The sequence below is a fragment of the Streptomyces sp. NBC_00683 genome (genome assembly GCF_036226745.1).
Classification (GTDB): domain Bacteria; phylum Actinomycetota; class Actinomycetes; order Streptomycetales; family Streptomycetaceae; genus Streptomyces.
Genome location: NZ_CP109013.1, coordinates 4,468,595 through 4,488,562 on the forward strand (window position 1 = coordinate 4,468,595; position 19,968 = coordinate 4,488,562).

The window sequence follows — 19,968 nt, forward strand, 5'->3', positions numbered from 1 at the left end:
CGGTGAAGGATCGCCGCCGGGCCCGGTGGAGCGGAGGTGCCTCAGTCCGTGACCTCGATCTTGTTGTTCGTGTGCTGGGGGGCGGCCGGCGCCGGCACGGACTCCGAGCCGCCCACCTTGCCCTTCAGGTTCTGCAGGAGCGCGCCCAGGTCGACGCCCGTGGTCGAGCTCAGCAGTTCCATGCCCTGCGCCACGTTGTCCGTGACCGTGCGGGACAGCTGGCTGGCGCCGTCCGTCGAGATGACCGTCAGCTTGTCGATGGCGCTCAGCGGCTCGGCTGCCTTGGCGACGACCTGCGGGAGCACCTCGACGAGCATCTGGAGCACCGCCGCGTCGCCGTACTGGGCGAAGGCGTCGGCCTTCTTCTGCATGGCCTCGGCCTCGGCGGAGCCCTTGGCGGCGATGGCGGCGGCCTCGGCCTCACCCTCGATGCGTACGGCGTCGGCGAGGGCCGAGCGGTGGAGCTTCTCACCCTGACCGGTCAGACGGGAGCGCTCCGCGTCGGCTTCGGCCTCCTTGACCTGGGCGATGCGGCGGGCCTCGGCCTCCTGCTCCGCCCGGTAGCGGGCGGCGTCGGCGGGCTTGCGGACCTTGGTGTCGAGCTCACGGTCGGTCAGGGCCGCCTGGCGCTGGGCGACCTTCTCCTGCTCGGCGAGGACCTCCTGCTGGCGGGCCGCCTCGGCGAGGGGGCCGGCGGCGTCGGCCTTGGCGGTGGCGGCTGCCGTCTCGGCCTTGATCTCGGCCTGCTTGAGGTAGAACGTCCGCTCGGCGATGGCGATCTCCTCGGCCGCCTTCAACCGGGCCTGCTCCGAGGCGCGCCGGGCGATGGCCTCGGCGATGTCGGCCTCCTGCTTGGCGCGGGCGGCCTCGGGGCGTCCGAGGTCCTCCAGGTAGGAGCCCTCGGTGGTGATGTCCTGGATCTGGAAGGCGTCCAGGATCAGGCCCTGGCCGGAGAGACTGGCCTCGGCCTCCTCGGCGACCTGGCCGGCGAAGGCGGCGCGGTCGCGGATGATGTCCTCGACGGACATCCGGCCGACGATCGCGCGCAGGGCGCCGGAGAGCACTTCCTGGGTGAAGCCGACGATGCCGTTCTGCTGCTGGAGGAAGCGCTGGGCGGCGGCGCGGATCGCGTCCTCGCTGCCGCCGACCTTGACGATCGCGACGCCTTCGAGGTTCGACTTCACGCCGCGCAGGGTGACGGCTCCGCGTACGGCGACGGGGATGTGCCGGCTGGAGAGGTCCAGGGTGAACTTCTGCTGGACGAACGGCACGACGAAGACGCCGCCGCCGACGACGACCTTCTGGCCGCTGTTGTCGATGCTGGTGCGGCCGGTCACCGGGTCGGTCGACTTCTTGCCGCGGCGGCCCGTGATGATGAAGGCCTGGCTGGGTCCCGCGACCTTGTAGCGGGTGATGACCGCGAGGCCGAGGAGTACGACGAGAACGACTATGCCGATGACGGCGATCACTACTGGACTCATGAGAAGGATCCCCCCTGCCCCCCGACGGGGTGGCAGCTCGTTCAGGTGGTGGACAGACGTGTGGCGCGGCGGTGTCAGCGCTCGACGGGGCGGACCGTGACCGAGGTGGTCGAGAGGGTGGCCTCGACCCAGATCTCGGCGCCGCGTTCGACCGGTACTTCGCTCTTCGCGGAGAACTTCACGGTCTGGCCCGCGAGTCGCAGCAGGACCTCGCCGTAGCCGTCGGCCGGGATCGGGGTGACGACGGATCCCGAGGTGCCCACGAGGTCCTCGCCGCGGGGTGTGGCCGTGGTCTGATCCCGCATCAGGGCCTTGCTCAGCCGCCAGGTCAGCCAGGCCGCCACGAGCCCCGCCGCGGCCCCGGCCGCGACGGCCACCGGGGTGCCCGCACCGGTGGTGCCGAGGACGATCGCGCCGCCGAAGCCGAGCATGGAGATGAAGCCGGCGATGACCGGCAGGGAGAGCAGGCCGTCGAAGAAGCCGTTCAGCAGCCCGCCCAGCGCGTCGCCGAGGAGCCCTTCAAGGATTCCGTCGAAGATCAGGGAGAGGGTGAGAAGAGCGATTCCCGCAATGCCGAGACCGAGAAAAATGGTCACGTGATCACTCCCCCGGCTTTCGATTTCCCCCGAAATGTTTCCGTCGAACTGACTGAAGGATCCCATACGCCACCGGCCAGGGATACTGCCGGAGTCCGGCAGTCTTTACGCGGTTCCGATGCCGGAAAGGTGCCCGGCGAGCGTGTCCAGTGACTGGAACGTGGCACCGAGCAGGGCGACATGCTTCCAGCGCAGCACGCCGTCCGGCCCGATCAGGAAGACGGAACGCCGCACTCCGATGCCGGGCGCCGCGACCCCGTACGCCCGGGCGATGTCCCGTCCCGTGTCAGCCAGGAGCGGCATGCGCAGCTGGTGGGTGCGGGCGAAGGACTCGTGGCTGTCCACACCCTGTGGACTGATTCCCCAGACCTCGGCGTCGAGGCCCTCGAAGGTCTCGAGGCCCGAGGAGTAGGAGCAGAGCTGCTTGGTGCAGACGGCCGTGTTGTCGCCGGGGTAGAAGGCGAGGACGACGGCCCGGCCGCGGGCGGCGGAGAGCGTGTAGTCGCGGCGCTCGAAGGTGTCCTCGGCCAGTATTCCGCCGGGAAGCGTGAAGTCCTGGACGTTCTGGCCGATCTGGGGTCCTGATGCCATGACGGCAACTCCCTTGGTCCGGTACGTGAATGGGTCCGTGCTTCGTACAGTGAACGGCACTTCCCACGTATCGACACGTTCGACCCATCCTTGCGCCGCCCGGCACCGAATATGGGAGGAGTGGGCGGGCACGGGCCCCGCACCCCGAACCGGAGGTACGCGTGGCCGAACGACCGCCGTCCGCAGCTGTGCTCGTCCTGCACGGCGGGTACGAGACCGGTCTGGCGCCGCCCCCGCCCGGCGTCATGAACCTCCCCGGCCTGCGGATGCTCCCGATCGCCCGCGCGGTGGCCCGGGCCGTCCGACCCGCCCCCGGCATACGCGTCCGCCGGGTCCGCTACAGCCACCGCGGCTGGAACGGCGCCCGTCAGGACCCGATGCGCGACGTCGTACGGGACCTGGACGCCCTGCGGAGCGAGGCGGGCGACATCCCCGTGGTCCTCCTGGGCCACTCGATGGGGGCGCGTGCCGCGCTGCACGCCGCCGGGCATCCGCTGGTCCGCTCGGTGGTGGGCCTCGCCCCGTGGTGTCCGCCGGGGGACCCGGTCACCCAGCTCGCGGGGCGTGACGTCGTCCTGCTCCACAGCACCCGGGACCGCGTGACGAGCCCTCAGGCCACCCAGTCCCTCACGGCCAGGGCCCGCCGTGCGGGTGCCCGCACCTGCCTGGTCACGATCAGGGACAGCGACCACGCGATGCTCCGGCGCGCACCGTCCTGGCACCGCCTGACCGCCGACCTGGTCAGGGGCCTGCTGGGGCTCGGTCCGCTCCCCGACGCGGTCACCGCCGCGCTGGAACTGCCGGTGGACGCATCGGCCGCCGACGGGACCATGGCACTGGACAGCCTGCCCGCCGGACCCGGCCGGCGGGCGCTGCGGGGGATGCCGCGCACCTGAGACCGGGGGCGGTCCGGGCCGAAACGGCCCTCGGGCGACGCGTGTCGGACGGCAGTCCTGGCGCCGGGGCCCGTTGTCGGTGGCGGGTGCGAGGATCGGCGGCATGGAACCTCTGCTCCTCGCCGACATCGAAGCCGCCATCCGCAGCAGTTGGGACGCGGACACGACCACGCCCGAGCACCGGCCCCGGTGGGACCCGGACAATCCGGCGCGGGACCAGTGCGGAGTCACCGCCCTCGTGGTCAACGACCTGCTCGGCGGCCAGCTGATCCGGGGCGAGGTGATGGTCGACGGCCGGCAGGTCGACTTCCACTGGTGGAACAGGCTGGGCCTGGGCATCGAGATCGACCTCACCCGGGAGCAGTTCGGACCGCACGAGGTCGTCACCGGGGGCACGGTGATCGACCGGCCGGCGGAGATCGTACGGCTCCGCGAGGAGTACGAGACGCTGCGCGGCCGGGTGCTGGAGCGGCTGCGCGGGCGGATACGGGTGGGTTCCGGCCGGTCGGTGTGATCGGTCAGCCGAGTTCGAGGCTGGTGATGCCGTACAGGCCCGCCCGGTCTGTTTCCGGCACCGGCCCGGCGTACATGCGTGCCGTCTCGAACGACGGGGCCAGACCGAGCTGTTCCGCGAGGCGTACGGCCGCCGGGTTGATGTCGGGGACGTCGATCGCGACGGCGGTGGCCTGGGCGGTTGCCGCGAGCGCGCTCACGAGGGCGCCGGCCACCTCGGGGGAGTCGGCGTGGAGCGGCCCGATGCGCGAGGCGGCCCGGCAGGCGCGCAGCACGGCGAAGCCCACGAGCGAGCCGTCGCGGATCGCGGCGAGCGCCGTGCGCCGGGGTGCGGTGATCCAGGGGGCCAGGAAACTGTCGCGTGCCTCGGGGAAGAAGCGCCGGTCGTACGCGCTGAGCAGGCCGAAGGGAAGGGTCCGGGCGTCGACGAGCGTGACACCGGCCGGCGGTGCGACGTCCAGGGGCACTGCCCCCTCGTAACGCGCGTTGCTCCAGGCGGTGCGGAATCCGGACCTGCGGTAGTTGTCCTGCTGAGCGGGTACGCCGTCGAGCCCGACGGTGCGCCCGGAGAGCCGGGCCAGGCCGGCACGCCAGACCTGGGTCCCGTACCCCCGGCCGCGCAGCGACGGCCGGGTCAGGTAGAAACCGAGAAAGCCGAAGCAGGCGCCGTAGCGCACGACGGAGACGGACGTGACGGGCTCGCCGTCGAGCCGGCCGATCAGGAAGCCGCACGGATCGGCGGCGAAGAAGGCCCGGTCGTCGGTGAGGCCGGGGTTCCAGCCCTCGTCATCGGCCCAGTCCCCCAGCATTCCGACGTCATCGGCGCTCGCGGTGGTGATCTCGAATGTCGGCACGGATCACTCGTACCCGGTACGGGACCCGTTGGCTCAGGCGAGGAGGAAAAACGCCGCGGTCGCCGCACCCAGGAACGCCCCCGCGGCCGTCTGCGCCACCGAGTGGTAGCGCAGCGCCACCCGCGACCAGCACACGGCGACCGCAGGTACACAGGCGGTCAGCCACCACATTGAGTGCACCACGCAGAGCAGGGCCACCACGGCGGAGGCGACCGCCGAGTCCACCGAGATCTTCCAGACGGTGTTGACGGCCAGCAGCACGATCGTCATCGCCCACAGGGCGATCATCGCGATCAGGATGCCCGCGGGGGCACCGCCGAGGACCATGATCAGCGAACCGGCGCCCAGGGAGCCGAGGATCACGAGGAAGATGGGCGCCCGCTGGGTCCGGTCCACGACATGGCGGTCGCCCCAGGTGCCGCGGCTGCGCTCCCACTCCACGTAACCGGCGGGGACGAGCCCGGCACAGACCGCGCCGAGGAGGCCCCAGGGCAGCCCCGTCCAGTCACCGGCGGACGCGAGTCCGATGGCGAGCATGCCGGCGAGCAGGACGTTGCGGGGCTGGAGGACGTCCGTGACCGTGCGGGCCGCCGACGTGGTCCTGCTGGTGGTGCTCATACCGTGTTCTCCGGGGCTCCGCGGGCTCCGCCGGTCCCGTGATGCCGGTGGCCGGGCGTGACTGTAGCCCTTCACGACGGGGGATGCGTGAAGGGCTACTCCTGCAGTATGACCGCTCTCAGGTCGGCGTACAACTGACCGGCCGGTCAGTCGTGTTGGGGCATTCGGGGGAATCCTCGCGGCGCCGGGAGGGCGGTCCGGGCGGTGCCACGCTGCGCGCGGGGCGCCACGATGCGGGGAAATCTGTTCCGGTGGCGATAGACATGGCCTACCCGTACGCCTAGGGTTTCTTGTGCAGCCGGGCCACATCAATGGGCCGGCGCGCAGCAGAAGAGGTGCAGATGCCCCCGGAAACCCCCTCTCACAGCATGGATCGTCTCGACGACGACGACTACCCCGCGTACACGATGGGGCGGGCCGCGGAGATGATCGGTGCGACTCCGGGTTTCCTCAGGGCCATCGGCGAGGCCCGCCTGATCACGCCCCTGCGCTCGGAGGGCGGCCATCGCCGCTACTCCCGCTACCAGCTGCGTATCGCCGCCCGCGCCCGCGAGCTGGTGGACAGCGGCACCCCGATCGACGCCGCCTGCCGCATCGTCATCCTGGAGGACCAGCTCGAGGAGGCCCTGCGCCTCAACGAGGAACTGCGGAGGCCCGCGGTGGGCCGGAGCGCAGCCGATTCCTGACCGGCGGGCGGGTGCATATCTGTTTTCGCCAGCACAGAAATACGCGTAATGAGCGGTGAAGGTTTATGCCGCACACGGCGGAGCGGTGCCGGAGTGAAATGGCGTACAGCCCGCACCTGCCCAAATCGTGCTACTGTTGACCTCAGTTGCAGTTGTGGTTCCCAAAACTTCAAGTGCTCTCGCCGGTTCACTCGGGTGGGTGCACTTTTGTATTTCCGGTTTCTTCCGGACGGGGCAATCATTTGCGGCGACGTGGCTCGCACAGTGCGGGACACGGGCAACGCCCCGAAGGAGATATGACATGGCTACTGGCACCGTGAAGTGGTTCAACGCGGAAAAGGGTTTCGGCTTCATCGAGCAGGAGGGTGGCGGCGCTGACGTCTTCGCCCACTACTCGAACATCGCCGCCCAGGGCTTCCGCGAGCTGCAGGAAGGCCAGAAGGTGAACTTCGACGTCACGCAGGGCCAGAAGGGCCCGCAGGCGGAGAACATCACCCCCGCCTGATCACCTCAGGCGTATGGCGCAGCTGGGGCCCGCACCTTGGGGTGCGGGCCCCAGCTCGTTGTTGTTTCCCGGCACTGTGACCCCGGCGTCGTCGCCGCGGTAGGCCCAGTACGTAAATTTCTGGTGCACACGGGTCGTGCCGGAGCAGTCCCTTTGCAGTCATTCTGAAGCGCCGTATACGGCTGATTACCGACGGACGGGCTTCGTTCTTCATTATTTCATCGGCTCGTTCTTGCGATTCTTGGCGCCGTACTTGGCTGCAGCCGCCCGGAAAAAGAATCCCTCGATACGTGCCATTCGAGGGAAGGGTTCTCCATTGAACCGCGATCGCACAGCTCGCACGAACGACCGATTTTCTCGCACTCGCTCCGGCGGGCCCCAGAGCGGCCGCACCGCCAACGGATTCCGCTCGGCGGCGTCCAGCCGGCAGGGCGGCTCGGGCTCCCAGGGCCGCTCCGGCGGCGGACGCTCCGGAGGCTATGGCCGCCGGTCCTCCTCCGTCTCGGGTGAATTCGCCCTTCCGGTGACCATCACCCCGGCACTCCCCGCCGCCGAGGCCTTCGGCGACCTGGACATGCCGGCGCCCCTGCTGGCGGCGCTCGGCTCCGAGGGCATGACGGTGCCGTTCCCCATCCAGGCGGCGACGCTGCCGAACTCGCTCGCCGGGCGTGACGTCCTGGGCCGCGGCCGCACCGGTTCGGGCAAGACGCTCGCCTTCGGTCTCGCGCTGCTGGCCCGTACCGCGGGCAACCGCGCCGACGCGCGCCGCCCGCTGGCCCTGGTCCTCGTTCCCACCCGGGAGCTGGCCCAGCAGGTCACCGACGCGCTGACCCCGTACGCGCGCTCCCTCAAGCTCCGACTGGCAACGGTCGTCGGCGGTATGTCGATCGGCCGCCAGGCCAGCGCCCTGCGTGGCGGTGCCGAAGTCGTCGTGGCCACCCCGGGCCGGCTGAAGGACCTCATCGAGCGCGGCGACTGCAAGCTCGACCGCGTCGCCATCACGGTCCTCGACGAGGCCGACCAGATGGCCGACATGGGCTTCATGCCCCAGGTCACCGAGCTGCTCGACCAGGTGAACCCCGACGGTCAGCGGATGCTGTTCTCGGCCACCCTCGACCGCAATGTGGACCTCCTGGTCCGCCGCTACCTGCACGACCCGGTCGTCCACTCGGTCGACCCCGCTGCCGGCGCGGTGACGACGATGGAGCACCACGTGCTCTACGTACAGGGCTCCGACAAGTACGCCACGACCACCGAGATCGCGGCCCGCGAGGGCCGGGTGATCATGTTCCTGGACACCAAGCACGCGGTGGACAAGCTCACCGACCACCTGCTGAACAGCGGTGTACGGGCTGCCGCACTGCACGGCGGCAAGTCGCAGCCGCAGCGCACCCGCACCCTGGACCGGTTCAAGACCGGTCACGTCACGGTGCTGGTCGCCACGAACGTCGCGGCCCGCGGCATCCACGTCGACAACCTCGACCTCGTCGTCAACGTCGACCCGCCGAGCGACCACAAGGACTACCTGCACCGGGGCGGCCGTACCGCCCGTGCCGGGGAGTCCGGCAGTGTCGTCACGCTGGTGCTGCCCAACCAGCGCCGCGAGATGACCCGTCTGATGGCCGATGCGGGGATCACCCCGCAGGTCGCCCAGGTCCGCTCCGGCGAGGCCGAGCTCAGCCGCATCACCGGGGCGCAGGCGCCCTCGGGTGTCCCCGTGACCATCTCCGCACCGCTGACGGAGCGGGGCAAGGGCAACGGCTCCCCCTCGCGCCGGCGCGGCAGCAGGCCCCCGCAGGGCCGCCGCTCCAACGCCGCCACCTCGACTCCCGAAGCGCGTGCAGCTGCCGCGCTGCGTCGGTCCAACCGGGCTGCCTAGTCACCGGACCGGCTGTCCCTTCCCGGCTTTCTCTTCGACCCTGTTGAGGCACTATGCGCTGTGTCATCGCCCGCTTCCCCTTCGATCTGTTCAAGAACGAGGTGGAGGATTCGATGAAGGGCATCAAGCCCGAACCCGTCACCGGTGACGCGGTGGTCATCAGCCGCCGCGTCTACCCCGTCAAGCAGGTCGGGGAAGTGATCACCCGGCAGGACCGCCGCGACTTCAGCGCCGCCGAGGTGACCAGGGCGCTGGCGCGCCTGGGCTTCACCTGCCGTCCGGCCGAGGTGCCCGCCCCCGCGGTGCCCCTCACCGCGCTGGAGAACGCGTCCGCGATGCTCGGAACGCCCGGCAACGTCTGAACCCGCCGTCAGGTGTGAACCGCACCCCCTGTGCCCGTCCGGGCCCAGGGGGTGCGGTGCGTCAGGAGGCCGCCGGATCCGGGTTCCGCTTCTTCGCCCAGTCGAGCCGGGGCTCCACCACGTACCGGAAGACCCGTCGCACGGGCGGGCTGCACAGCAGCGTGACGACGGCCGCCGCGGCGAGTGACACCGCGACCCGGCCCAGCGGGGTGGAGACGATGTCGGCCTCGAAGAGGTCGAGGCGGATCGCCCCCTTGATGACGAAGCCGTGCAGCAGGTAGCCGTACAGCGTGCCCGCGCCGAGCGCCGTCATCCACAGCCGGCGGCTCGGCACCCAGGCAAGGAAGCAGGCGCTGAGCACGACGGCGCAGCCGAACAGGAGCAGGGTCACCGGCGCACCCGTCCAGGCGGGCGAGCCGAGCTCCTCGGCGCCGTACCGCCGGAAGAACCACGAGGTCGTCGAGCGCGGGACCGCCCAGTACGCCGCGGCCAGGGCGATCAGGCAGACCGGCACGGAGGCGATCCGTACGGCGCGGCTGCGCACGAGGTCGAAGTGCGCGGGCCGGAGCTGCAGGCCGAGTACGTAGAACGGCAGGAACTGCAGGACGCGCTGGAGCTGCAGATCACCGCCGATGTTGCTGGTCACCGCTCCCATGGCCGCGACGACCAGGGACAACGCCAGGGGCCAGCGGACCGTCTGCCAGATCGGCGTGGTGAGACGCCAGAGGAACAGTGCGGGCAGGAACCACAGCAGCCAGTACGGCGTGAGGGGGCTCAGCGGGAAGTCGGGGGTGCCCGTGAGGCGCTCGAACAGTGTGTACGCGATCTCGAAGACCGCGTAGGGCACGACCAGGCTGGTGACGAGCTTCCACACCCGCTCGGGGCGCAGGTCGAAGCTGCGGGAGAAGTAGCCGGCGATCATGATGAAGACCGGCATGTGGAAGGTGTAGACGAAGGTGTAGAGCGTCTCGACCAGGCGGCCGCTCCCGGGCAGCGGCTCCCAGGCGTGCCCCATCGCCACCAGGACGATCGCCAGGTACTTCGCGTTGTCGAAGTACGGATCGCGGCCGGCCCGGGGCGCGGCCGGGGACGCGGCCCCCGGTGAGGCGGGGCCCGGGGTCAGTGAGGTCAAGGACGGCATCCGGCCACCCTAATCACCTGCGCAAGCACCCCGCGTCCCGTGCCGGTGGCCCTCAGGGGACCAGGATCACCTTGCCGGTCGTCCGGCGTGCCAGCAGGTCCTCGTGGGCGCGGGCGGCCTCGGCGAGCGGGTAGCTGCCGCCGGCCACGGGCCTGAGCCGCCCCGCGGCGGCCAGGGCGAAGAGCTCCTTGACGGGTCCGGAGACTGCGCCGGGCGCCGCCAGGGTGGGACGCAGCCAGAAGCCGACCACGGAGGCGTTGAGCCGGCCGAGCCTGGCGGGGTCCACCGGGGTGAAGCCGGTGCGGGAGGCGTTGCCGTAGGTCACCAGGCGGCCGAAGGACGCCAGCGAGTCCAGCGCCCGGTCGAAGAGTTCGCCACCGGCGGCGTCCAGGACGACGTCCGCCTTCTCCTGGAGGGGGTAGGTGACCACCGCGTCCGCGCCGAGGTCCAGCACGAGCCGCTCCTTGGCCGGGGAGGAGACCTGGGCGAGCACCCGGCCCGCGCCGAACTCCCTGGCCAGCTGGACGGCGAGGCTGCCCACCCCGCCCGCGGCGGAGTGGACGACGACGGTCTCGCGGGTACGCAGCCTGGCCGAGGTCCGCAGCAGATGCCAGGCCGTGAGTCCCTGCACGAGCAGGGCGAGCGCCTCGGCCGCGCCCAGCTCCTCGGGCATGTCCAGCAGGGCCGACTCCTTGGCGACCACCTGCTCCGCGTACCCGTGCGAAACGCGGGCCAGGACCCGCCTGCCGTCCGGGGTGCGGCCGACGACCTCGCTGCCGGGTACGTAGGGAAGGGCGTCGGCAGTCAGGTAGGAGCCGTCCACCTGGTGTGTGTCCGCGAAGTTCACCCCGGCGGCCTCGACGGTGATCAGCACCTCGCCGGGGCCCGGCACGGGGGTGGCCAGTTGCGTGGGCCGGAGGACTTCGGGACCACCGAAGCGGTCGAACTGGATCGCGAGCATGCCGCACGGTATCGCGGTGATCCGGAGCGGAAGTGCGTCCGGGAAGAGACTTTCGGCCATCTCCGCAGGGACCGAGAAAACAGTACATCCGGTTTGTTAGAGTGCTCACTCTGGGTGGCTGTCCGACTGCACAGCACGGGCAGCCGCTTCCGCAACCATCGGAACCCCGTACTCACCGGAGCGCCAGGATGGCCAAGCAGGACCGCGCGGTACGCACGCGGCAGGAGCTGATCCGGTCGGCCGCCGAGGCATTCGACCGGAGTGGGTTCGCTCCGTCGTCGCTCACGGAGATCAGTGTCGGAGCCGGAGTCAGCAGCGGGGCGCTGCACTTCCACTTCGGCAGCAAACGCGCGCTGGGCGCTGCCGTCGAGTCCGAGGCGGCCCGGATCCTCCAGGACCTCATCGCTCCGCGCCCCTGCGAACAGCCCGCGTCGTTGCGGAATCTGGTCGACACCTCGCACATCCTGGCGCGGCGGCTCGCCGAGGACGTCGTGCTGCGCGCCGGCTTCGGCCTTGCCGCGGACGCCGCCTGGCAGGAGGACGTCGCGCTGTGGCGGGTGTGGCACGACTGGGTCCGCTCGATGCTGACCCTGGCCCGAGCCGAAGGCGTCCTGGCGGCGGACGTCCTCATCGAGGACCTGGTGTCCGCCGTGACCGCGGTGGTGGTGGGAGCGCAGGCCCTGGGACGCGCGGACGCGGACTGGTCGGCGCGGCACGCCGTCGCCCAGTTCTGGAACCTGATGCTGCCGCGGATCACCACGGCCATGGTCCGGCCCTGACTTGCCTGCAAGACTGCGGCCATGAGCGATCTTCTGAACGGCAAAGTCGTCCTCATCACCGGGGCGAGCAGTGGTATCGGCGCAGCTGCGGCACGGGTCTTCTCCCAGGAAGGCGCGACGGTGGTGCTGGCGGCGCGCAGGGAGGACCGGCTGGCCGCGTTGGCCGGCGAATTGAGGGACAAGGGCGGTCAGGCGGCCCATGTCGTCTGTGATGTCACGGTGGCGAAGGACGCCGCAAGGGCGGTCGACTTCACCGTGAACACCTTTGGGCGCCTCGATTCGGCATTCAACAATGCGGGACTCGGCGGCGACCGGACTCCCCTGCATCTGATGGGCGATGACGTCTACGACGCGGTCATGGACACGAATGTGCGGGGCGTCTGGAACTGCCTTCGCTACGAAATAGCGGCCATGCTGCCGAACGGCGGGGGCTGCTCCATTGTGAACAACAGCAGTGTGGGCGGTCTGGTGGCCATTCCCGCCGCCGCACCGTACATAGCGGCCAAGCACGCGGTCGTCGGGCTCACCCGGGCGGCGGCCGACGAATACGCCAAGCAGGGAATCCGGGTCAACGCCGTGGCCCCCGGTACGACGCGAAGCGAGATCACCGCCGACTGGTTCGGGCGCAACCCGGGTCTGGAGGAGATGGTCAACGGCCTTACTCCGCAAGGCCGTACGGCCGAGCCCGAGGAGATCGCGAACGCGGTTGCCTGGCTGCTCAGCGACCGCTGCCCGTTCCTCACGGGCACGGTTCTGCCGGTGGACGGCGGCTTCGTCAACCAGTGAGCCGACGGCCTTCGGGGGCCGTCAGCCGCACGGCCCGCTCAGCCGGCCCCGGAACACGGTCTGCCCGTCCTGCGTCCCCGTGACCAGAACGGTGGACTGCCCGGGGCCGGGGGCGGGTACGACCTCCGCCCCGATCCAGCAGGGCCGGTCGAACTCGACGTACCGCTCGAAGGTGCTGGCGACGTCGGTGGGTTCGAAGGGGAGCGGGTGCAGCACGGCCTGCGCCGCCTGGTGGGCGGCTTCCAGGAGGACGAGCCCCGGTACATGGTCGACCGGGTGGTCGTACAGGAGGAAGTGCGCGGTGTCGTTGCGCAGTTGCCACCGGTTCGGCCGCTCGCCGGGGGCCAGGACCACATCCGTGCCGCTCGTCCGGCCGACGGTCCGGGGGTCGACCGGCGCGGGCAGGGGCCATTCGTTCCAGCCTGCCGTGAGGTTCTCGCCGCGAAGTCGTCGATAGACGGCGGGAGATATCCAGCCGAACTCCGAATCGGCCCGCGCCACCATGGTGTTGTCCTGGAAGATTCGTATATCCACACCCAGGGAACTGACGGCCCGTCTGCTTCTCTTCGACTCCGAGACGGAGACCTTGACACCGAGGGCGGACGGTCGACCGGAGGGAACCCGGAATCCCGGAACGACTGTGAAGTCGAAGTGGTGCAGCAGGGTTTGATGCGACAGTGGAACGCCGTACGCTGCATGCGCTATGGCCAGACCGCTCTGCCGGATGGTCTGCGTGAGGACCCGGGAGTCGTAACGCAGACCGTCATCGGGAGAGGGCCATTGGGCGGTGAGCGAGAACTCGCCATCTTCGAGGCATCGCCATCCGGTGACGAGAACCGTGGCATCGCGTGTGAGGTGGACGTATTCCTTGGGTACCCCCCGTACGTCGACGTGTGGCGGATGCGGGAAAGCAGGTACTTCTGGCACGGTCCCCCCGGACTCTGGCGCAAAGCGGGCCCCTGGCGCTGTTATGATACCGGTTCACCGGTATTTTTCGGCCAGCGCAACGTCACGTCAAGGGGAGCGCGAGTTGGCAAGACAGCAACGGGCGATCCGGACGCGCAGAGTCTTCCTCGAGGCCGCTGCCGAGGTCTTCGACGAGCATGGTTACGACGCCGCGACGATCGCCGCGATCCTCGAACGGGCAGGGCTCACGAGGGGCGCGCTGTACTTCCACTTCACCTCGAAGGAAGAGCTGGCCCGCGGCGTTCTCGAAGAAGCGGTGACCGCGGAGGGCGTCACGCCCCAGACGTTCAAGCTTCAGGAATGGGTGGACACAGCGCTTCTGCTCGCCTATCGGCTGCCCAGAGAACCCATGCTCAGCGCGTCGATCCGGCTGTCCGTCGACCCTCGGGCGCGCGGACTGTTCGGCACCCGCTGGCCGGACTGGATCGCCCTGGGCGGCGAGATGCTCTCCGAGGCCAAGGAGCGGGGCGAGCTGCTCCCGCACGTCGATCCGATCATGACGTCGCGGCTGTTCGTCGGGGCCTGGACCGGGGTCCAGCTGGTGACCGAGTCGATGGCGGAGCCGCCCGATCTGGTCGCCGAGATCTCCGCCCTCTTCGAGCTCATCCTTCCCAACAACGTCGTCCCCGGTGTGCTGGCCCGGCTGGACATCTCCCCGCACCGTGCGCAGCGCCTCCTCGAGGAGAGCAGGACGGCCGCCGCGTCCTGATCCGGCGCGGGCAGCCCCGCCGCGATGCGCCGCAACCGCGCGCACGTGGCCAGGCCGTGTGCGCGCCCTCGCGGGGGCGCGGTGACGCGGCGTTGCCGGCTTCACCCGAGTGGGTGCCGCGCGACTGCGAAGCGGCTGGTCAGGGCGCAGGGTGGGCCTATGTGGCTTCGTCGTACAGCCCTGGGCGCCATGGTGGTGCCGCTGGCCGTCCTGGTGTTCCGGGACGCGCCGGTCCGGCTTGTCGCGCCCGAGACCACCACGGCCAAGCCCGAGGCGCCGCCCGCGGCGGCACCGCGGCCGACGATCGTCAGCCGGGCGGCCTGGCACGCGGACGAGAGCCTGGTCAAGGAGCACGCGACGTACACGGGTGCGGTCAACGCCGTCTTTGTCCACCACACCAACCACACCAACCAGTACGACTGCGCCGATGCCCCCAGGATGCTCCGGGCGATGGAGGAGGACCACGTCTCCGGCGAGGGGTGGGACGACATCGGCTACAACTTCGTCGTCGACCGCTGCGGGACCATATACGAGGGCAGGGCCGGCGGCGTCGGACGGTCCGTGCGCGGCGCGCACGCCACGGGGTTCAACGCCCACAGCGTGGGGATCGCGGCCCTGGGGAACTTCGGGCCCGGGGTGCCGGTGCCGCTGGCGCTCATCGAGGGGATCGCGAAGGTGGGCGCGTGGAAGCTGCGCCGGGGCATCGACCCCATGGGCACCGTACGGATGGTCTCGACGAACGACGAGAGCCTGTACGAGCGGGGTGAGGTGGTCCGCCTCCACGCCGTGTCCGGCCACCGGGACACCTACCAGACCAGCTGTCCCGGCGAGGAGCTGTACGCGCAACTGCCCGCGATCCGCGAGGAGATGGCCAGGCTGCGGGAACCGCGCGCGTGACGCCCGGCCCCCGCGACCCGATCCGTCCCGATCCGTTCTGATCCGGACGAGGACCCTAGCGCGCTACGAACTGCGTGAGGATCGCCTGCACTTCGTAGATGTCGACGCCCTTGGTGAAGGTCTTCTGGATCGGCTCGGAGGTGCCGGAGACCCAGATCTTGAGCTCGGCGTCGAGGTCGAACGTGCCCGCCGTCTCCACCGCGAAGTGCGTGATGCTGCGGTACGGGACGGAGTGGTACTCGACCTTCTTGCCCGTGATCCCCTGCTTGTCGACGAGGACCAGCCTGCGGTCGGTGAACAGAATCGTGTCGCGGATCAGCAGGTAAGCGGCGTGTATCTGCTCTCCCTGGCCGAGCAGTCGTGCGTAGTCCCGCTGTGCTGCGGCCGGGTCGACCGTGTGAGCGTTGCCGAACAGTGCCATGCGAAAGCCTCCACCCGAGTGAATGTGCGGGCGTTGGACGCGCCAAAGCCCAACAAAAAGCATATCGGCGGCTTATCTGTACGTGCCCTTGAAAGCTTTCGGAGCACAGCGGAGGAATACCGTCATGCCGGCATCACCCCTCGCCAAGCGGCCCGTCGAATCGGCGCTCGCCCTTCTGCTGATTCTGCTGAGCGTGCTGGGCCTGGCAGGCCGCAGCGCCGCGGACACTCCGGCCCGGGTCGCTCCGGCCCAGGCAGCTCCGGCCCAGGCGGCCCCCGCCCGGGCGGTCACCGTCCGGGCCGCCACCGTGCAGGCTGTCGCAGCTCCGGCCCTCGTCACGGGCACCGACTGGGACCGCATCGCCGAGTGCGAGAGCAACGGCCGCTGGAACATCAACACCGGCAACGGCTACCACGGCGGCCTGCAGTTCGCCCCCTCGACCTGGCGGGCGTACGGCGGCGGGAAGTACGCACCGCGCGCCGACCTCGCCACCCGGTCGGAACAGATCGCCGTCGGTGAACGGGTCGCCCGTTCACAGGGACTGTCCGCCTGGCCCACCTGCGGACGCCTCGGTGCCAACCGGACGTCGAGTCCTCAGTCCGGCAGCACCGACCGGCGGCACGAGGCGGCACAGACGACCCCGAACCGCCAGTCGAGCGGCAGTTCGAGCAGCGGTGGGAGCTATTCCCCCAAGGCGTCCGAAGCCGCTGAAGCCGGTGGAACCAGTGAAGCCGGTGGAACCGGTGGAACCAGTGGAGCCGGTGGATCCGAAGAGACCACGGAAGCCGCTGAAGCCGTTGACTCCCACGAACTCGCCGGTGACCGGACCTACGTGGTCGAGCCGGGAGACTGTCTCTCCGTCATCGCCGAGCGCGCGGACGTGCCCGGTGGAACCGACGCCCTGTACGCGATCAACAGCGACATGCTGGACGAGGGACCGGACCTCATCTACCCCGGCCAGCGTCTCCGGCTGACCATCTGAGCCAGGCAGGCCCGGCTCGTGGTGCCGGTCATCGGTCGGCGACGGCAGTGTCCCCGTGGTTGCGGGTGGCCCTACCGGACCTCGGTGCCCCGGTCTCCTCCGCCTCGGCCACGTACGCCGTGCACTCGGGATTCCGGCACGGACCCGGACCCCAGACAGGGACGAAGATTCCGAGGGTCTTGTGGCGCCTCAGCTCCGTCTCGACGTGGTGCTTGCAGGCCGGACACGCGTGCTCCGCCTGTCGTTCGTGCTTACGCTCGATTCTGGCCATGCTTTTACGGTAGTCCTACAGCGGACAAGTCGAAACTTTTCCGTAGTTTTTACTTCAATCTTCCGGGGTTCCTGCCCCGTTTTGAGGCCCGTACAGCTGAAGCAGTCGCGTACGGGTTCCGTACAGCCGCTCCGCGACCGTCTCGGCGACGTACTTGTACACCGCACGGCCCAGCTCCGCATCGTCCTCGCACAGGGCACGGACGGCCGCCGCGTCGAACTCCACCGCCCGTCCCGCATGGACGACACGCGCGCCCAGGTGCCACACATGGGGAGGAAAGAGCCAGGACCAGCCGAGGAGGTCGTCCCGTCCCAGCGTCTCGACGACCGCCGCACGCCGCCCGGGTACCCGGATGTCGACCTCGACCCGGCCGGACCGGATGATCCAGAAGCGGTCGGCACGCCGGCCCTCTTCGAAGACGCGCGCGTCCTGCGCCAGGGGAACCTCGTGCGACGCCTCGGCGAGCAGGCGTGCCCGGCTCCCGGACGGGAGCGCGTCCAGCAGACTCCTGGTCTTCGGCATGAGGGCCTCGCTCCTGTGAAACGTCATGACGGCCGCGAGGCCACCAGTACGCCGATCCTGTCGATGCGGTGTTCCGGATTGTCCCTGTCGTCCCGCCAGAAGTTGCCCGCCGCGTTGTCCTCGGGCGTGGCGCAGGTGGAGAGCGTGATCATCGCCTTCGTCGGGTTCTCCCCCGGAGAGCCGGGGACCTCGGCGCGCTGCTCGGCGAGGGAGCGCTCGGAACGGAAGGAGGTCGTCCTGGACTCGGTGATCCGGTACTCGTACACCGTGCCGCCCTCCGTGACGAAGACGGAGTCGCCCTTCTCGACGGACGGGAGCTCGCGCAGCGGTCCGCCCGCGGAGAGCCGGTGGGCCGTCACGAGATAGTTGCCGACCTCGCCCGGTCCCACGCCGCCGTCCTTGCCGTACGGGCTGGCAGCGACGCCGCGGTTCTGGATGCGGGTTCCCGGCCAGTCGTCCGTCGTCCCCTTGTACGGAACCACGCGCAGATCGGTGAGGCCGATCGACGGGATCGAGAGCGTCGCGGTCTCGGTCCGCGGATCGGTCCGGTCGGCCGGTGGCTGTGCCGGGGCCGTGGTCGGTGCCGGTGCGGCCGGTGCTGCGGCCAGTACGGGGGCCGGCGCCGTGGCCTGCCCGGCCGTCGCTGCCGAGCAGCCGGCCGCCAGCGCCACGAGTATCGCGCCCGCGAGCGCCCGGGGAACTCTTCGGAGACTGTGCATGGGGAGATCCGGATCGTTGTCGGCAGGTGCCGGAGCGGACCGCGGTCCACGGCCCGCTCCTCCCAGTACACCACCGCTTCCCGGTCGGGCGCTCCCCTGCCGGGTCACGCTCAGCCGGGCTCCGGGGCTGCGAGCAGGTCGCGCACCTCCTCCGCCGTCGTCTCCTGGAGTTCTTCCCCGACGAGCAGCCAGCGGGTGATGCCGACCGATTCCAGGAAGGCGAGATCGTGGCCGGCGATCACGAGCGCTCCCTCGTAGGCGTCGAGCGCGCTCGCAAGCTGCCGCACGCTTGCCATGTCCAGGTTGTTGGTCGGCTCGTCGAGCATCAGAAGCTGCGGGGCGGGTGAGGCGAGCATCGTCGCCGCGAGTGCGGCACGGAAGCGCTCGCCGCCCGAGAGGGTGCCCGCCGACTGTTCGGCGCGCGCCCCCTTGAAGAGGAACCGTGCGAGCTGGGCGCGGATGTGGTTGTCGGTGATCCCGGGAGCCAGCCGGGCCACGTTCGCGGCGACGCTCAGTTCCTCGTCCAGCACGTCGAGGCGCTGGGGGAGGAAGCGCAGCGGTACGAACGTCCTGGCCTCCCCCGACAGCGGTGCGAGCTCCCCGGTGAGGGTCCGCAGCAGCGTCGTCTTGCCCGCCCCGTTACGGCCGACCAGGGCGACGCGTTCGGGACCCTTCACCTGGAGCTCGCCGTCGCGCAGTGCGCCGAACCGCGGGCGCAGCCCGTGCAGGCTCAGGACGGTGCGGCCCGCGGGTACGGCGGTGTGGGGGAGGCTCACCCGGATCTCGGCGTCGTCGCGGATCGAGTCCGCGGCCTCGTCGAGCCGCTCGCGCGCCTCCTGCAGGCGGTCCTCGTGGAGGCCGCGCAGCTTGCCCGCCGACTCCTGCGCGGACCGCTTGTGCGCACCGGCGACGATGCGCGGGGCCCGCCGCTCGGCGTCCATCTTCTTGTTGTGGCGCTGTCGGCGGGCCACCTTGATCCGGGTCTCCTCCAGCTCGCGCTTCTGACGGCGCACGTCCGACTCGGCGGCCCGCAGCATGCGCCCCGCCGCTTCCTGCTGGGTGGCCAGCGCCTCCTCGTAGTCGGACCAGCCGCCTCCGTACCAGCTCATGGATCCGGACCGCAGCTCGGCGATGCGGTCGACCCGTTCCAGCAGGTCACGGTCGTGGCTGACCACGACGAGCACGCCTGAGCGCCAGGACTCGACGGCCTCGTAGAGCCTGCGGCGCGCGAACAGGTCGAGGTTGTTGGTCGGTTCGTCGAGCAGCAGGACGTCGGGGCGCTCCAGCAGCAGGGCTGCCAGGCGCAGCAGCACGGTCTCGCCGCCGGACAGCTGCCCGACGGTGCGGTCGAGGTCGATGCCGCCGAGGCCGAGCGAGCCCAGGGTCGCCAGGGCCCGTTCCTCGACGTCCCAGTCGTCGCCGACGGTCTCGAAGTGCTCGACGGCGACGTCGCCGGACTCGATGGCGCGCAGCGCCGTGCGCCGCTCGGCGATGCCGAGTGCCGCGTCCACGCGCAGTCCCGTGTCGAGGGTGAGGTTCTGCGGAAGGTAGGCGAGGCTGCCCCCCACCGTCACCGAACCCTGGGTGGGGCGCAGCCGGCCGGCCAGCAGACGCAGCAGGGTGGACTTGCCGGAGCCGTTGCTGCCGACGAGGCCGGTACGGCCGCGGCCGATGCTGAGGGAGAGCCCGTCGAGGACCTCCGTGCCGTCGGGCCAGGAGAAGGACAGGGCGGAGCAGGTGAGGGAAGCCGTGGGCGTGAGGGGGTGGGACATGGTGATCCTCGCAGTCGCAAGCACAGGAAAAAGGGGCTTCGTATGCGAGCACCACGCGGCG

At 70.4% G+C, this 19,968-nt stretch carries 23 protein-coding genes; 11 read left to right on the plus strand and 12 right to left on the minus strand.

Annotation, left to right across the window (positions count from 1 at the left end; genetic code table 11):
- Nucleotides 1–41: 41 nt before the first annotated feature.
- The 3 genes from OG257_RS20050 to OG257_RS20060 all read right to left on the minus strand — a co-directional run bounded on the left by OG257_RS20050 (nucleotide 42) and on the right by OG257_RS20060 (nucleotide 2,668).
- Complete coding sequence (locus OG257_RS20050; protein ID WP_329209303.1) at nucleotides 42–1,481, minus strand: flotillin family protein; 1,440 nt, start codon at nucleotides 1,479–1,481, stop codon at nucleotides 42–44.
- Nucleotides 1,482–1,555: 74 nt separating this feature from the next.
- Entirely contained in the window at nucleotides 1,556–2,077 is a 522-nt protein-coding gene (locus tag OG257_RS20055) for an NfeD family protein (RefSeq protein ID WP_329209305.1), read from the minus strand.
- 105 nt (nucleotides 2,078–2,182) lie between these two features.
- Nucleotides 2,183–2,668 carry a peroxiredoxin family protein gene (locus OG257_RS20060; RefSeq protein WP_329209307.1) on the minus strand — a complete coding sequence of 162 codons (486 nt, stop codon included), beginning with the start codon at nucleotides 2,666–2,668 and terminating at the stop codon, nucleotides 2,183–2,185.
- 161 nt (nucleotides 2,669–2,829) lie between these two features.
- On the opposite strand from OG257_RS20060, the gene OG257_RS20065 reads away from it, so the two are divergent.
- Both OG257_RS20065 and OG257_RS20070 read left to right on the plus strand, forming a co-directional pair.
- Nucleotides 2,830–3,564, plus strand: coding sequence for an alpha/beta hydrolase (locus tag OG257_RS20065; RefSeq protein ID WP_329209309.1), 735 nt, complete (start codon nucleotides 2,830–2,832; stop codon nucleotides 3,562–3,564).
- 103 nt (nucleotides 3,565–3,667) lie between these two features.
- The gene (locus OG257_RS20070; protein ID WP_329209311.1) at nucleotides 3,668–4,078 is read left to right on the plus strand and encodes a YunG family protein; all 411 of its coding nucleotides are present in this window, start codon (nucleotides 3,668–3,670) and stop codon (nucleotides 4,076–4,078) included.
- A gap of 4 nt (nucleotides 4,079–4,082) precedes the next feature.
- On the opposite strand, the gene OG257_RS20075 is transcribed toward OG257_RS20070, so the two are convergent.
- Both OG257_RS20075 and OG257_RS20080 read right to left on the minus strand, forming a co-directional pair.
- Nucleotides 4,083–4,931 (minus strand): GNAT family N-acetyltransferase, encoded by an 849-nt coding sequence (locus OG257_RS20075; protein WP_329209313.1) that lies wholly within the window; start codon nucleotides 4,929–4,931, stop codon nucleotides 4,083–4,085.
- 33 nt (nucleotides 4,932–4,964) lie between these two features.
- Complete coding sequence (locus tag OG257_RS20080; RefSeq protein WP_329209314.1) at nucleotides 4,965–5,549, minus strand: hypothetical protein; 585 nt, start codon at nucleotides 5,547–5,549, stop codon at nucleotides 4,965–4,967.
- Between the two features lie 341 nt (nucleotides 5,550–5,890).
- Between OG257_RS20080 and OG257_RS20085 the strand changes: the two genes are divergently transcribed.
- The 4 genes from OG257_RS20085 (at nucleotide 5,891) to OG257_RS20100 (ending at nucleotide 8,981) form a co-directional block, all read left to right on the plus strand.
- A complete protein-coding gene (locus OG257_RS20085; RefSeq protein WP_329209316.1) occupies nucleotides 5,891–6,235 on the plus strand; it encodes a MerR family transcriptional regulator in 345 nt (114 codons plus the stop codon).
- Nucleotides 6,236–6,536: 301 nt separating this feature from the next.
- Nucleotides 6,537–6,740 (plus strand): cold-shock protein, encoded by a 204-nt coding sequence (locus OG257_RS20090; protein ID WP_031090619.1) that lies wholly within the window; start codon nucleotides 6,537–6,539, stop codon nucleotides 6,738–6,740.
- 316 nt (nucleotides 6,741–7,056) lie between these two features.
- Nucleotides 7,057–8,619, plus strand: coding sequence for a DEAD/DEAH box helicase (locus OG257_RS20095; RefSeq protein WP_329209318.1), 1,563 nt, complete (start codon nucleotides 7,057–7,059; stop codon nucleotides 8,617–8,619).
- A 53-nt stretch (nucleotides 8,620–8,672) separates the two neighbouring features.
- Nucleotides 8,673–8,981, plus strand: a complete 309-nt coding sequence (locus OG257_RS20100) for an SCO5918 family protein (RefSeq protein WP_329209320.1) — start codon at nucleotides 8,673–8,675, stop codon at nucleotides 8,979–8,981.
- A 61-nt stretch (nucleotides 8,982–9,042) separates the two neighbouring features.
- Here the strand turns inward: OG257_RS20100 and OG257_RS20105 are convergent, their stop codons facing one another.
- Together OG257_RS20105 and OG257_RS20110 are read right to left on the minus strand one after the other, a co-directional pair.
- Nucleotides 9,043–10,122, minus strand: coding sequence for an acyltransferase family protein (locus OG257_RS20105; RefSeq protein WP_329209322.1), 1,080 nt, complete (start codon nucleotides 10,120–10,122; stop codon nucleotides 9,043–9,045).
- 52 nt (nucleotides 10,123–10,174) lie between these two features.
- Nucleotides 10,175–11,083: a quinone oxidoreductase family protein gene (locus tag OG257_RS20110; protein WP_329215210.1), complete on the minus strand. Its 909-nt coding sequence runs from the start codon at nucleotides 11,081–11,083 to the stop codon at nucleotides 10,175–10,177.
- Nucleotides 11,084–11,271: 188 nt separating this feature from the next.
- Between OG257_RS20110 and OG257_RS20115 the strand changes: the two genes are divergently transcribed.
- Both OG257_RS20115 and OG257_RS20120 read left to right on the plus strand, forming a co-directional pair.
- Nucleotides 11,272–11,862, plus strand: coding sequence for a ScbR family autoregulator-binding transcription factor (locus OG257_RS20115; protein WP_329209324.1), 591 nt, complete (start codon nucleotides 11,272–11,274; stop codon nucleotides 11,860–11,862).
- 21 nt (nucleotides 11,863–11,883) lie between these two features.
- A complete protein-coding gene (locus OG257_RS20120; protein WP_329209326.1) occupies nucleotides 11,884–12,648 on the plus strand; it encodes a glucose 1-dehydrogenase in 765 nt (254 codons plus the stop codon).
- A gap of 21 nt (nucleotides 12,649–12,669) precedes the next feature.
- Here the strand turns inward: OG257_RS20120 and OG257_RS20125 are convergent, their stop codons facing one another.
- Nucleotides 12,670–13,575, minus strand: coding sequence for a ScbA/BarX family gamma-butyrolactone biosynthesis protein (locus OG257_RS20125; RefSeq protein ID WP_329209328.1), 906 nt, complete (start codon nucleotides 13,573–13,575; stop codon nucleotides 12,670–12,672).
- Nucleotides 13,576–13,678: 103 nt separating this feature from the next.
- Here OG257_RS20125 and OG257_RS20130 point away from each other — a divergent pair, with 103 nt between their 5' ends.
- Both OG257_RS20130 and OG257_RS20135 read left to right on the plus strand, forming a co-directional pair.
- A complete protein-coding gene (locus OG257_RS20130) occupies nucleotides 13,679–14,323 on the plus strand; it encodes a ScbR family autoregulator-binding transcription factor (protein ID WP_329209329.1) in 645 nt (214 codons plus the stop codon).
- A gap of 159 nt (nucleotides 14,324–14,482) precedes the next feature.
- Nucleotides 14,483–15,220 carry a peptidoglycan recognition protein family protein gene (locus tag OG257_RS20135; RefSeq protein WP_329209330.1) on the plus strand — a complete coding sequence of 246 codons (738 nt, stop codon included), beginning with the start codon at nucleotides 14,483–14,485 and terminating at the stop codon, nucleotides 15,218–15,220.
- A 55-nt stretch (nucleotides 15,221–15,275) separates the two neighbouring features.
- On the opposite strand, the gene OG257_RS20140 is transcribed toward OG257_RS20135, so the two are convergent.
- Nucleotides 15,276–15,641 (minus strand): PH domain-containing protein, encoded by a 366-nt coding sequence (locus OG257_RS20140; protein ID WP_329209332.1) that lies wholly within the window; start codon nucleotides 15,639–15,641, stop codon nucleotides 15,276–15,278.
- 124 nt (nucleotides 15,642–15,765) lie between these two features.
- On the opposite strand from OG257_RS20140, the gene OG257_RS20145 reads away from it, so the two are divergent.
- A complete protein-coding gene (locus OG257_RS20145; RefSeq protein WP_329209333.1) occupies nucleotides 15,766–16,623 on the plus strand; it encodes a transglycosylase family protein in 858 nt (285 codons plus the stop codon).
- Nucleotides 16,624–16,948: 325 nt separating this feature from the next.
- Here the strand turns inward: OG257_RS20145 and OG257_RS20150 are convergent, their stop codons facing one another.
- The 3 genes from OG257_RS20150 to OG257_RS20160 form a co-directional block, all read right to left on the minus strand.
- Nucleotides 16,949–17,416: a cyclic nucleotide-binding domain-containing protein gene (locus tag OG257_RS20150; protein WP_329209335.1), complete on the minus strand. Its 468-nt coding sequence runs from the start codon at nucleotides 17,414–17,416 to the stop codon at nucleotides 16,949–16,951.
- Nucleotides 17,417–17,439: 23 nt separating this feature from the next.
- On the minus strand, nucleotides 17,440–18,135 hold the full coding sequence (locus tag OG257_RS20155) for a class E sortase (RefSeq protein ID WP_329209337.1): 696 nt from the start codon (nucleotides 18,133–18,135) through the stop codon (nucleotides 17,440–17,442).
- 110 nt (nucleotides 18,136–18,245) lie between these two features.
- Nucleotides 18,246–19,907 (minus strand): ABC-F family ATP-binding cassette domain-containing protein, encoded by a 1,662-nt coding sequence (locus OG257_RS20160; protein WP_329209339.1) that lies wholly within the window; start codon nucleotides 19,905–19,907, stop codon nucleotides 18,246–18,248.
- Nucleotides 19,908–19,968: the final 61 nt, after the last annotated feature.

Excerpts from the sequence above, each read along its gene's own strand:
- OG257_RS20050 (WP_329209303.1), bottom strand. The coding sequence starts at position 1,481 with ATGAGTCCAGTAGTGATCGCCGTCATCGGCATAGTCGTTCTCGTCGTA.
- OG257_RS20060 (WP_329209307.1), bottom strand. The coding sequence starts at position 2,668 with ATGGCATCAGGACCCCAGATCGGCCAGAACGTCCAGGACTTCACGCTT.
- OG257_RS20070 (WP_329209311.1), top strand. The coding sequence starts at position 3,668 with ATGGAACCTCTGCTCCTCGCCGACATCGAAGCCGCCATCCGCAGCAGT.
- OG257_RS20080 (WP_329209314.1), bottom strand. The coding sequence starts at position 5,549 with ATGAGCACCACCAGCAGGACCACGTCGGCGGCCCGCACGGTCACGGAC.
- OG257_RS20085 (WP_329209316.1), top strand. The coding sequence starts at position 5,891 with ATGCCCCCGGAAACCCCCTCTCACAGCATGGATCGTCTCGACGACGAC.
- OG257_RS20090 (WP_031090619.1), top strand. The coding sequence starts at position 6,537 with ATGGCTACTGGCACCGTGAAGTGGTTCAACGCGGAAAAGGGTTTCGGC.
- OG257_RS20100 (WP_329209320.1), top strand. The coding sequence starts at position 8,673 with ATGCGCTGTGTCATCGCCCGCTTCCCCTTCGATCTGTTCAAGAACGAG.
- OG257_RS20105 (WP_329209322.1), bottom strand. The coding sequence starts at position 10,122 with ATGCCGTCCTTGACCTCACTGACCCCGGGCCCCGCCTCACCGGGGGCC.
- OG257_RS20110 (WP_329215210.1), bottom strand. The coding sequence starts at position 11,083 with ATGCTCGCGATCCAGTTCGACCGCTTCGGTGGTCCCGAAGTCCTCCGG.
- OG257_RS20115 (WP_329209324.1), top strand. The coding sequence starts at position 11,272 with ATGGCCAAGCAGGACCGCGCGGTACGCACGCGGCAGGAGCTGATCCGG.
- OG257_RS20120 (WP_329209326.1), top strand. The coding sequence starts at position 11,884 with ATGAGCGATCTTCTGAACGGCAAAGTCGTCCTCATCACCGGGGCGAGC.
- OG257_RS20135 (WP_329209330.1), top strand. The coding sequence starts at position 14,483 with ATGTGGCTTCGTCGTACAGCCCTGGGCGCCATGGTGGTGCCGCTGGCC.
- OG257_RS20140 (WP_329209332.1), bottom strand. The coding sequence starts at position 15,641 with ATGGCACTGTTCGGCAACGCTCACACGGTCGACCCGGCCGCAGCACAG.
- OG257_RS20145 (WP_329209333.1), top strand. The coding sequence starts at position 15,766 with ATGCCGGCATCACCCCTCGCCAAGCGGCCCGTCGAATCGGCGCTCGCC.
- OG257_RS20150 (WP_329209335.1), bottom strand. The coding sequence starts at position 17,416 with ATGCCGAAGACCAGGAGTCTGCTGGACGCGCTCCCGTCCGGGAGCCGG.
- OG257_RS20155 (WP_329209337.1), bottom strand. The coding sequence starts at position 18,135 with ATGCACAGTCTCCGAAGAGTTCCCCGGGCGCTCGCGGGCGCGATACTC.
- OG257_RS20160 (WP_329209339.1), bottom strand. The coding sequence starts at position 19,907 with ATGTCCCACCCCCTCACGCCCACGGCTTCCCTCACCTGCTCCGCCCTG.